8 protein-coding genes are annotated in these 12,509 nt (G+C 43.6%); 4 read left to right on the top strand and 4 right to left on the bottom strand.

The window, feature by feature from the left end; translation table 11 throughout:
- Positions 1-108: 108 nt before the first annotated feature.
- Positions 109-570, top strand: coding sequence for a hypothetical protein (locus V7112_RS12605; protein WP_335420002.1), 462 nt, complete (start codon positions 109-111; stop codon positions 568-570).
- Between the two features lie 361 nt (positions 571-931).
- On the opposite strand, the gene V7112_RS12600 is transcribed toward V7112_RS12605, so the two are convergent.
- From V7112_RS12600 to V7112_RS12585, 4 genes are all read right to left on the bottom strand, one after another.
- Complete coding sequence (locus tag V7112_RS12600; RefSeq protein ID WP_335419999.1) at positions 932-3,403, bottom strand: S8 family serine peptidase; 2,472 nt, start codon at positions 3,401-3,403, stop codon at positions 932-934.
- A gap of 352 nt (positions 3,404-3,755) precedes the next feature.
- Entirely contained in the window at positions 3,756-4,391 is a 636-nt protein-coding gene (locus tag V7112_RS12595; RefSeq protein ID WP_335419997.1) for a response regulator transcription factor, read from the bottom strand.
- On the bottom strand, positions 4,366-6,222 hold the full coding sequence (locus V7112_RS12590) for a GAF domain-containing sensor histidine kinase (protein ID WP_335419994.1): 1,857 nt from the start codon (positions 6,220-6,222) through the stop codon (positions 4,366-4,368). Before V7112_RS12590 ends, V7112_RS12595 begins: the two co-directional genes overlap by 26 nt.
- Before the next feature lie 385 nt (positions 6,223-6,607).
- On the bottom strand, positions 6,608-6,769 hold the full coding sequence (locus tag V7112_RS12585) for a hypothetical protein (RefSeq protein WP_335419992.1): 162 nt from the start codon (positions 6,767-6,769) through the stop codon (positions 6,608-6,610).
- A gap of 523 nt (positions 6,770-7,292) precedes the next feature.
- Between V7112_RS12585 and V7112_RS12580 the strand changes: the two genes are divergently transcribed.
- From V7112_RS12580 to V7112_RS12570, 3 genes are all read left to right on the top strand, one after another.
- Positions 7,293-8,891: an SWIM zinc finger family protein gene (locus V7112_RS12580; protein ID WP_335419988.1), complete on the top strand. Its 1,599-nt coding sequence runs from the start codon at positions 7,293-7,295 to the stop codon at positions 8,889-8,891.
- Between the two features lie 9 nt (positions 8,892-8,900).
- Positions 8,901-11,633 carry a DEAD/DEAH box helicase gene (locus V7112_RS12575; RefSeq protein WP_438823888.1) on the top strand — a complete coding sequence of 911 codons (2,733 nt, stop codon included), beginning with the start codon at positions 8,901-8,903 and terminating at the stop codon, positions 11,631-11,633.
- A gap of 544 nt (positions 11,634-12,177) precedes the next feature.
- Positions 12,178-12,303 (top strand): hypothetical protein, encoded by a 126-nt coding sequence (locus V7112_RS12570; RefSeq protein WP_335369067.1) that lies wholly within the window; start codon positions 12,178-12,180, stop codon positions 12,301-12,303.
- The last annotated feature ends 206 nt before the right edge of the window (positions 12,304-12,509 follow it).

Below are 12,509 nucleotides of genomic sequence, written 5' to 3'. Positions count from 1 at the left end.
CAGGTCCCTTGTCCCAAACTACATACAAAAATCGAATCTTGTACTAGGACAACTTTCCAAGGGCATATCCATGATAGTAAACAAGCTTAAGGGGGCTTTTGTTTACATATGAGACGACGACGAGGATTGCCCATCCCACTGATTTTGGTATCAATTGGGGCTATACTTATGTTTATTCTTTTATTTTCATTGTTCCGCTCATCACCTGAGGAGGAAGCGAAGGAGCTTGTCCACTCCTTTTATAAATATGAACAGGATGCAGATTTCGGAAGCTCATGGGAATTATTCCATCCGCTAATGCAGGAGCGATTTGAAAAAGCCGACTATATCCAGCAGCGCAACCATGTATTTGTCGGCCATTTCGGGACCGATACGTTCAAATACACGGTGGATGATGCGGAAAAACTTAAATCCTGGCAGATGACAAAGAACACCACAATCTTCCACGACGTCTATAAGGTTCCCATCACCCAAACCTACAAAAGCATATACGGGACCTTCACAATCCACCAAGATATCTTCGTTGTCGAAGAATCCGGCGACTGGACAATCTTGTGGGAGTATCGATAGGGGTGTCATTGTTGTTCTCGGAGGTTCGTTTCTACCTGACCCCCAAAATTTCAGCGGTATTTAAAGCCTTCCGGACCACCGGAAGGCCGAATATCTTAACGGTGTTTTATGTTATCGGATAAATTATTGAATATATGGGACAATGCTGGCGGAACACGCGTCATCGTGCGGATCTTTGCGTCGATATTCGAAAATATGCATCTCCGTACGGATTTTTGCGTCTATTTTCATTACCTACCTCCCGATGGCACTCCTAATAAAAAAAGAAAGATAACTATAGGCTAACTTTTGCCAAACTAAAAACCCAAGTATGCTGAAATATCAACATTATTGGGTTAACTTTTTCCTGGCAATCCAATAATTATTGTAAAAATGCGTTATAGAAGCGTGTCATGGCAACTGCAAATTCACCGCGAGTTACTTTTTCAGTGGGACTGAAGGTTGCCGTCACTCTAGGTTTTAGATCAAAAGTGCCTTGTGATACGGAAAACTTTGCATTAAGGATGTTTAGATCTAACGCAAGTTGTACATATCCCCTTAGCTCTGCTGGAATTTTTCCAGCATCGTCAATTTTCACACGTTCGTCCTTGTATTGAACGGTAATATCACCTGCTCCTAACGCCTCTGCCTCTGTTTGTAAACCAAGCGTTTGCACGAGTGAGTATGCTAATTCTGAACGTGTTACCGAATCCTTAGGAGCAAATTTTCCATTTGCTTTTGGAAGCATTACCCCTTTTTGCACCTGCTTACCATCACGGAATGCCGCACCCTTTGCAACTACCGCCTCCACAAACGGAGCTTCGGCAGCTTCCACATCACCGAATGAAGCAGCCGAAGGTAACGCTTGACGAATCTCTCCACCCATTACTAAATACTTCGCTAAATCTAGTCTAGTAAGTGCTGCATCTGGCTTAAATGTACCGTTCGAATAGCCATCAAATAATCTTTCGTTCACCCCAAACTGGATAGCACCTGCTGCAGCGTGGCCTTTGATATCACTTAAACCAGTATATCCACTAACCTTTGAGAAAGCTAAAGTACCCTTCACCGTTTCTGGCAAACCAATGGCGAGGGGGTTCTCTGCAACGCCTTTAAGCCCGCGAATCTCTGCTTTCCACTTTCCTGCCATCGGGGAACTTACAGAGACTGCGCGATCTGTATAGAGAGGAAAGAGCAAGCTTACTCCTGAACTATACTCTGTCCCGTCTGGTGCGATTAACACAAGATTCAATGGGTTACCAGTTTGCGATAACACTCCATATGCATTTATTTTCGCTGCTACATTTACTACTCCTTCATCAACCGTAAATTCGTATTGATTTTTCGATAAAAGTGTTGTCGGATCGTATGTGACTTCAAATTCTTTTCGCTCTGTCCCACTTTCTACATTACTATTAAACGCTTGATATAAATTAACGGTTTTTCCGTACTCTTTTCCAGTGAAAGCCTGATCAACTGCTGCATATGCATTGACATAGCCAGCACCAACCTCCCATGGTTCATAACCAGGCATGTTAGTGGCTGTATCTTGAAGGATTTGTTTAATTTCACTTGGCGAAAGCATTGGGTTTGCTTCAAGTAAAAGGGCCACTATTCCTGCAACATGCGGTGTTGCCATCGATGTCCCGTTCATATGTGTGTAAAATGGAACATGTGCTGGATCTAGCAACTCAAGATCCTGTTGCGCTGCAAGTGCTGCGACTGGTGAAACAGCTCTTGTTGAAACGATATCAACCCCAGGTGCCGTTACCGTTGGGCGGTCTTCCCATGTCCAGTCTTGCCCATCCAATGTAAATGTTCCACCAACTCCCTCTGTACCTCTTGAAGAAAATTCAGCCAGAGTTCCATCCTTCACACCTGCCGCAACTGAAATGACCCAAGGTGCCTTTGCATATGGATTGTGAGTATTCTCACCTGGCCCCTCATTTCCTGCTGCAAAAAGAACGGTAATTCCGCGGTCATATGCCTTTTTACTCGCAATATTGATTGGATTGTTTGGATCAAAGTCACCTGATGATCCCCATGAATTTGTAATCACACGGATATTATATTGCTGCTGATGTGTAATCGCATAATCGAATCCACCAATTCCGTCTAATACAAACAAGGCCGCTCCAGATCCATATCCTATTAAACTGGCACCTAGTGCAACACCTTCATATTTCCCACCAGACATGGCCCCAGTACCACCCACTGTTCCTGCAACATGCGTACCGTGACCAGAGTTCGTATCTGTATTCGCTACATTTTCTAAATAAGTGACCGGTAGAAGTCCTGGTGCTAGGCTGGCAAGATTTGTTGAAGCTAGTACATTTTGCACAAGATTTTTTCCGAATTCATGATCTTTATGTGTACCGTCAACACCGCTATCATTGACAACAACTCCGACCCCTTTACCTGAAACAGGGAACCCTCCATTCGCTTTTTGCATCGCGCCATCAGTCCGAACCTTATCAACACCCGTGAGTTCAGTTGAATCTGCGTTAAAATATTCTAGTTTTCGATTTAAATAGATTGATTGAACTTGGTCATTTTCGGCAAGCTTCTGTATTTGAGTCTTAGTCGCAATCACCCCTGCCATTGGTAACGACTGTAAACTTAGACCTGTCTCAATTCCTAGTTGTTTTAGTAGATTTAGTTGATGCTCCTGAGGCGCCCCATCCCCCTTAAACGTAACTATTACTTGCAAGGAACCTACTTTGTCCCATTCCTTTACAAGTAATGGGTCGATTATCGCGGGCAGACCATCCACGGCCTGTACTGGCTTACTCCCTGTAAAAAGAGTTGGTAATAATAAAGATAATGCCATTATCAAGTATAGAACCTTCTTCATTTCCCATCCTACCTCCTTTTTTCATTTTCATAGGAACGTATCTGTGTGATTCTTCCTAGTCAAATGTCCCTTATATCTTCATTATCACTGGTAGATGCCCAGATTCCTATTAAGCTTAAGTTGTAAATTATAGATTCCAAAAGTCGTATTTCGAAGTAGACAAAAGTACGAGGATTTATTGCATAAAAAAACAACTGCTTCCATAACAGAAAACAGTTGTTGATTTTAATCTTCAGTTGAACAAATTGTCTGGACGTAGAACCCGTGCCAACACTTCGTTCTTCAAAAAGTGGGTACCTCTGGGACGAGGGACCTGTCCCTGCGTCCCACAAGGAACCGTCCCCCCTAGTTCCTACATCGGCACGAGCTTGTTTTGGACGGCGTAGATGACGACTTGGGAGCGGCTTTTGACGTCGAATTTTTTGAAGATTTTGCTGACGTGAATTTTTACGGTTTTGTCGCTGATGAAGAGGCGCTCGGCGATTTCTTTGTTGCTGAGGCCCTCTACTAGGCATTGAAGGACTTCCGTTTCCCGCTCCGTTAGTGCGTTGTCCCGCGGTTGCTCCTGCTGTTGTTGATGGAAGTTAAGAAGCTTTTTCGTCATCGATGGATGAATCACAGACTCCCCACGTGCGACTGTACGAATCGCTTCGACCACCTGTTCAGACGGTGCATCCTTTAACAAATATCCGTCAGCTCCCTCACGAATCGCAGCCATAAAATACTCCTCATGGTTGTGCATTGTCAGCACCAATATTTTAATCGAAGGGTATTGTTTCTTCAAAATGCCCGTCACTTCAACGCCATTTTTATGGGGCATATTGATGTCCATTAAAATCACTTCGGGCTCACACATCGGCACCTTAAGAAGGGCATCATCCCCTGATACCGCCTCGCCAACAACGCGAATATCATCCTCGAGCTCTAAAATATTTCTAAGTCCATCACGTAACACAGCATGATCATCCACCAGCATAAGCTTGATCAACAGTACTACCTCCTTCGAGTCCCATTTTTGGAACAGTTAATGTAATATCAGTACCATGGCCTTCTTTTGTGTCAATTTGAAGAGTGGCATTAATTTTTTCTGCCGCGTCATTCATGTTCAAAATTCCAAAATGAGGATTGTTTTGTGCCTTGACCATTGCCTGGAACAATGAAAAGCCTACACCATTGTCCTTTATTTTTAAAATAATTTGTTCCTTCTGATAGCTTAACAGAACTTCTATTTTTGTGGCCTGCGCATGCTTGATTGTGTTTTGCAAACTCTCTTGAAAAATATCAAATAATTCCTTTTCAACCATTGGACTGAGCGGAACTTCCTTGCCTCTTATATCAAACGAAAACTTGATATTGTACTCATCTTTTACCATTTCAATTCGTTTTCCAATCGCGGCGGAAAGCCCAACCCGCTCCGTCGGATACGGGCGCAGCTCATAAATCGATTCGCGCACTTCCCGTAAACTAAGCCTTAATTTATCCATACTTTCACGAATGAGTTTTATCGTTTCATCGGGATGACGCTCGAATTTACGTTCAGCTGTCTCAAGCTTCATGACCGCACCGGCTAAGGTTTGAGCTACCCCGTCATGGATGCCCCTCGCAATACGGTTGCGCTCCTCGAGGATAATTCGCTTTTCCTTCTCCTCAATTAAAAGCCTTGTCTTTACCGCAATCGCAAGCTGGTTCGAAAGGGTGGCAATGGAATGGATTTCATCATCCTCAAAGCTTCGCGCCCGACTTTTTGCAACGACAAGCATCCCAACCGTTTCATCCTCAATAACCATTGGTGAGTACACAAAGGCCTTCATATCCTTCATAAAAAACTCATCAATAGGGCCAAGCTTCTTCACCCTGTCCTGGTAGACAATCGGTTCTTTTTTTCCATCAAAACGAGTTAACGCTTCACCTGTCAGTTCATCTTTCGGCGTTACGCGTCCGTCGCTATGTAAAACCTTCCACACATCGTTTTCCTTGACCCACAGCATGATTGCTTGCACATCAACGATTTGTGAGAATGTATTTTTAAACATCTCAATCCACTCCGTAGAATGGATTTTCTTGTTAACCCCAGTTGTAATCTCAAAAAGAGCATTTAACCGCTTCTTTTCGTTTCGTAGAGTCGAAATAACCGAATACAGTAACGAGATCGCCACCAATGGCGAGAAGAAAAAGAACAACGAGAATTCGTCAACCTTTCGACCTCCAAGGTAAAACATCATCGCTCCGTAAAGGATAGAAATTGCAAAACTGCCTAATTCCGTAAGTGTTTTCGTTTTAAATAAATAGAACGTATAAGGTTGCGGACGAATCAGCAACACAATATCGACAATGAAATTATTTATGATATAAAATAGAGTAAGAAAAAGAATATATGTACTAAGTCCTGATAGAAAATCACTGCTTGATGAAAGAACCTGAACCACATTGGTATGTGATAAAATGTATTCCGCTAAAAATACACTACCAGCTAGTTGGGCCGGGTTAAACAGGATAATCCTCAAGGGACGTTGGTGAAGGATATTGATCGCTAACGCAATCACCGCATAGATGATGATTGGATACGAAATCCCAAAAAGCTCATACATGATGAAGATAAACGGGAACGTAACCGTCGTTGACCCTCTCAAAAGCGGAATTGGGTAATACTCCGTTATCGCCAAAAATATTGCAAGCAATAGTAGAATGGTGAATTCATCTGTTGGCTCAAGATGAAAAATCGCGTTCACCACAGCTGCACCACCTAGTAGTACAATGAAAATCATATAGAATTTTGCATAATTCTCACGCCTTTGTGAGGATACCTCTGGTAGCTTCACATCTTTCCCCCTTATCATAACATTCAGTTAATTAGGCTTATTATCACCATATTATACATATCATAAAAAAATCTCAAACTAAACCGCTGAATACGGATTCAAACTTGAAAAATTCATATAAACCTAACAAAAACCCAGACTAGTCTAATGGCTTGAAAACCACTGACCAATGCTGGGTAACCACAAACACCGGTAAATGTTTGTGGTGACAATTATGTCAAAAAAACGAGAAAATTTCTATGACCCAAATTTATTATTTCTATACACCAAAAGTAGTACAACTTGTCCGAATGTTAAAAAACTGTCCCCCTTTTTGGTAGACAGTTGCTTTAAAAGTGCCTGTACCATCTGGGATGGTGTCGAATTACGACAGTAGGCAAAAAATTTATGTTGTCGGGGACCCTTTAATATCATTTGCTAAGTCTTGAATAAATTGCTTCATATCAATTTCTGAATTTCTTTCTCCCTTCATGTAGGCACGAATTAACGCTCTTCTTACCCTGTTCTCATCAATCGAAATAACCTTATCTGAAGATATATAATCCAATTTATGTTCACTCCTAGCTGAAAAAGTGCCATCTGTTAAAGATCGCCTGGTGAAGGATGGAGACGCCTCCACCAAGCATAATAAAGTTCAATAAGTGCCATTACGGCACTTTGGGAGAAAATGATCCTTGGGGAGGTTGGATGGAGAAACCATCTCCGCCAAGTAATTACTATACATGTACGCTGGAGGCTCCTTTTTTGCGACTGTCTTTTAGAAAATATTTCTAAATTGAGGTAAACATCACAGACATCCCAATTACCAAAATCCCAATTTTTCCTTTTTTGCGGTATAATAAAATGATGTAACCTTATTCAGCCGAAGTGAGGCACTTCTGCTGAATAAGGTTACAGCCTCCGGCGGATGCCACGATTTTTCAAAGGAAACTTTTCGAGCTTATGACCAAAGACTAAAAACGCCACATCCTGTGGCAACGTCTTTGTGACCCACCTCGTGTGGGCCTAAAAAAATCGGGCGGCAAATACGCCAAGGCGCATTTGATTTTTTTGTGGGGAGTGAGACCACTTTGCTTCAAAACGATATTCCTAAGGATGCGGTCATGCATTTTTCCGAAAAGCTTCGCGCCATGATTACTTTCGAAAATGAAGAGGACCGTACTTTAATTAAAAAAGGACTCAACCTCTACCGTCAGGGTAGTGTTTATAATGTACAATACAACGGACAAACCATTGAGGGCCGTGTGCAGGACGTCACTCCTGTAGATGTCACACTTGACCTCGATTTTTTAGAAATGAGCAGCTGTACATGCCCAGATCCGTCCTTTTGCCGGCATCGGATGGCGCTGTTTTTCTATATGTATGCAAGTGTTGACCGGGTAGGGTCCTTGCTTGAACAATGGAAAGCCGGCAACAAACCAAAGCCAACGCTAGCCTCGATTCCCGTTATAAAAGGAAACGCCCTACAGCGTGTCGAATACAAGGAGAATTCACTTGAGAGCTGGCTAACCCTTTTCAACAGTGAATATAAGCGTTTTGAATCAGGTCACCGTGAAAAAAATGTGTATCATTTCGCGACCTTGTACCATTCCCTTTTTCAAACTTTAAAAAGGAAAGCACCTCGTTCTGAGGAACTCAAACGCTTATTTCTCATCCACGCGACTCTTTTTTGCATTCGAAAAACGGTCGAGTTGCTTGACCAAATCGAAGTGAAAAATTACCAGGTGGACACGTATATTAAGCCATACTTTCATAACTTCACAGATGTCGTGCTCGATAACTCGCTTGAAATGCGGAAGGTGTCTCTCCCATTCTCACTTGACGGACTGCTTGAGGAAAGCCTCGAGCTTGTCCGCGAAACACTTCTTAGTGAAACCATGTTTCAGTACGAGCGCATGCAAATGTACCGTTTGCTTTGGACAACCTTTTTTAATCGAAAAAAATGGCTTGAAATTGAAGAAGCTGCATTGGACATTGAACATCCAGTGCAATTGATTGCCTATGCCCATATTCGCTTTTTACAAAAAGACGATTCGACTGCCATTGAAACGATGAAAAAGTTAGGACATTTAGCGGTACCGTATAGTTTTTGGTGGATTTCCTATCTATCTGAAGGAAAGAACTGGGACAGGGCTCGCTTGTGGATTGAACATGCCGTAGATGGAGCCCAAGAGTATATTTTGGGCATTCAAAGCTATGAAGGGCGCCGCCACATGACAAGGCTATTTTTACAAAATATCATGATGTATGCGGATGAACGCGATTCAGCCGTTTATACCAAGGCTCTGAAACTGCTACTACCGTATAGCTATGTTGAATACAATGACTTTTTACTTGACACCGAACAATACCGGGAATGGGTCGAACTGCAAATCATGGTCGGCTATGAGGTCGATGACATGGACCGCTATATTTTAAAAGAAATCGAAGCCCTTGATCGTGCCGTTTTGCTTCCTCTTTACCACCAAGCCATCGCTAAGGCGATTGAGGGTAAAAACCGGCCAAGCTATAAAAAGGCCGTTAAATATTTGCGCAAAGTCCGTACACATTACAAAAAATTAAAACAAGAAGACCGTTGGGATGACTATATTACAAAGCTTGCCGCTGTGAATAAACGATTACGTGCCTTCCAGCAAGAGCTACTCCGGGCTTCCATGATTTCAGAGTAAAGGGGTGAGATGATCATGTTTTTAGTCCATGCAGAATGGAACGCGGAAACAGGCTTTGATGTTTGGTGTACAACTGAAAATGGCAGCGAGCTCAAAGTGGAAGAGTGGAAGCAACATCTCTTTGTCTGGCATGAAGCCTCCTTTTTCGGGACCTTCCTCGAAGAGAAAGAAAATACGGTCCGGCTTTCACCCTGGCAGGCGTTTACCTTTTTCGCCGAATTGCCCATCAATTCACTTATCCAAATTGAGCTAAGTGAGAATGCCCAACACTATCATGAAATTTCAAGAAACCTGTTACCACTCATTGAAGACGGCGAATTCATGCCTGACTTCGAATACTGGCACGAGACTGGACGCTTTGGCTGGAAACCGATTGGCCCTGAGCTAACTGGCTTTACTGCCGAGTGGTTTTCAGAAGCCATCACCGACTGGATTCAATCCGATTCAACTCTTAGTGACGCCTGGGAAGAGATCTTAGATACCTTTCCTCTTGTAAAAAGTACCGCCGGCGCAGAGTCAGTCGTCGATGAAAACAATTGGCTCGAACGAATTGGTTGGAAGGAAGATCACACACCATTTGACGTGATGCTGCAGATTGAAGAACCCGAGGTAGATAATGGGACTTGGACACTTCACACTGTGCTTCGCAAGAAAGAAAAACCTCATACATTGTATACCACTATGCCAAAAGAATGGACAGCATTTGCGGGCAAAGTTGAGAGCGACCAAGCGATGTGGTGTAAGCTCGTTCCATGGCTTCGTGATGGAGACAGCATTGTTCACGAGTTAAATGAGCGTCAGGCGTGGGACTTTTTAACGGAAGCAAGCACAAAGCTTATAGAGGCCGGAGTCGGCATCCTTTTACCTGCCTGGTGGCAAGCCATCAAGGACGCCCAGCTTGCTATCAAAGCAAAGGTCAAAACATCGGCAGGTGGTGGCCGTCAATCCTTCGTAGGCTTGCAGTCCATCATCAATTTTGACTGGCGTTTTTCAACAAATGGGGTTGAGCTTTCTGAAGAAGAATTCTTGTCACTTGTAAACGAGCAAAGACGCTTAATCAACATCCGTGGAAAATGGATCAAGCTTGACCCTGCGTTTATCAAACAGGTTCAGTCAATTCTGGCGCGCGCAAACAAAGAAGGGCTTCATGTCCGCGATGTTCTTGAGCAGGAGCTACTTTCGCTTTCGGAAAAAGCAGAACGTGAGGAACAAGAGGCTGCAAGCGCATTTGCAGGCGTGCAAATCGAGCTCAATCGCCATATGTCGCAAATGATTACCCAGCTAACGGATATCAAAGAGATCCCTTCGGCTGACATTCCGGAAACGTTTAAAGGTGAACTCCGTCCGTATCAGCAGCAGGGTGTTGATTGGCTCTTATTTTTAAGACGCTTGGGATTTGGGGCCTGCCTTGCCGATGATATGGGACTCGGGAAAACGATTCAAATGATTGCTTACTTTTTAGCGGTAAAAGAAAGCAGTACGAAGCCCGCGCTCATCATCTGCCCAACATCCGTCCTAGGAAACTGGCAAAAGGAGCTTGAAAAATTCGGACCTGACTTACGCGTTCACCTTCATTACGGCTCGAATCGATTGAAGGGGGAAGAGTTTGTTGAAGGCGTTAGTCAAGCTGACATTGTCCTCACCTCCTACGGGTTGTCCCATTTGGATGAGGAAGAAATTTCTGCTTTTGACTGGGGTACGATTTGCTTGGACGAGGCGCAAAATATTAAAAACGCGCAAACCAAGCAGTCACGCGCGATCCGTAAATTGAGAGGCGACCACAATATTGCGTTGACTGGAACACCGATGGAAAACCGGTTAACCGAGCTTTGGTCGATTTTTGACTTTATCAATCGTGGCTATTTAGGCAGCCTCGCCGGTTTCCAAAAACGTTTTGTGTCCCCAATTGAAAAGGACCATGATGGGGAAACGATTGCCCAGCTACAGCGTTTGATCAAGCCATTTTTACTAAGACGTACGAAAAATGACGAAGCCGTTGCACTGAACCTACCGGATAAGCTTGAGCAGAAGGAATATTGTCCATTAACGGTGGAACAGGCTTCGATATACGAGCAGCTTGTGAAGGATACATTGGACCAAGTTGAACAGCTTGCAGGCATGCAGCGTAAAGGTTTGATTTTAAAAATGCTTGGGCAGTTGAAGCAGGTCTGTGACCATCCTGCACTTTATTTAAAGGAGCAAGCTCCTAAGAAGGTTGATGAGCGCTCCGTAAAAATGGAGAAATTGCTAGAGTTGGTCGACCACATTCGCGATCAGGACGAAAGCTGTTTGATTTTCACACAATATATTCAAATGGGCGAGATGATTCAGGATGTGCTACAAAAGCGCTTTAACGAACCCGTACAATTCTTGAACGGAAGTGTTCCGAAAGTGCAGCGTGACAAGATGATTGACGGCTTCCAAAATCGTGAGTTTAATATCCTGATACTGTCACTGAAGGCAGGCGGAACCGGATTGAACCTAACGGAAGCGAACCATGTCATCCACTATGATCGCTGGTGGAACCCAGCCGTCGAAAACCAAGCAACCGACCGTGCCTACCGCATCGGCCAAAAGCGCTTCGTGCACGTGCACAAGCTTATCGCCACCGGCACACTCGAAGAAAAAATCGACGAAATGCTCGAAAAAAAGCAGTCGCTGAACGACGAAATCATCACCAGCGAAAACTGGATCACCGAGCTCTCTACAAACGAACTCAAGGAGCTGCTTGGGGTGTTTTAGTGGGACAGGGGGACAGGTCCCTTGTCCCAGCTCCAGGTAAACATGGGGACGGTTCCGCCGTTTCCCTACTTTTTACCAATAGCCAAATTTGGGTGGGATAGGGACTGGTTCCTTGTCAGCCCCAAATCGGATTTCCCGGTGGATTTTTTCTTGAACGGACTTTACAGTTTATCGGGTACGTAAATCTTACCCATCGATATACCGAATAACTCCTATTCGGTATATCAGTGGCTAGAATCTTGCGGTGTGATATATCGTAAACTGCGCTAGCGGTATACCAATCAATGTAAACTTGCATCGCGATATACCGCTAAAGCGTCTAGCGATATATCAATCCAAGTAATCTCGCATCGCGATATACCGCTAAAGCGTCTAGCGATATACCAATCCGAGTAATCTTGCATCGCGATATACCGCTAAAGCGTCTAGCGGTATACCAATCCGCGTAATCTTGCATTGCGATATACCAAAAAATGGCCAGCGATATATCATCTGCTAGTAAATCGCTACACGATATACCGCAAAACCAAAGGAGCTGATTCATTTGGCAGAAAAAACAACCAAACCAAAGAAAAAGACAAAAAAATTTGTGCCAAGTGAAAAGCACAAAGACAAAACCGAACCTTGGCAAAGGTTCTACCACCTCGTCGAAGAAAAACTGAAGAAATGAACAATGGGTGGTGACTGCTGTCACCACCCTAATTTTGTGTAGAAGCACCGAATATGGAGTTCTTGGCACCGATGGTGCAAACCCCGCTTCTTATAGGCAAGTGTCCAATCAAAGATGCAATCCCTTTCCGTTATAACGCAATTATTAAAGCTATAACGCAATTCCTGTCCACTAAAGCGCAATTATTAAAGCTATAACGCAATTCC

This window comes from Bacillus sp. JJ1566 (assembly GCF_036962685.1).
In the GTDB taxonomy this organism is placed as follows: domain Bacteria; phylum Bacillota; class Bacilli; order Bacillales; family Bacillaceae_L; genus Ferdinandcohnia.
This window is presented reverse-complemented; position numbering and strand designations above follow the sequence as displayed.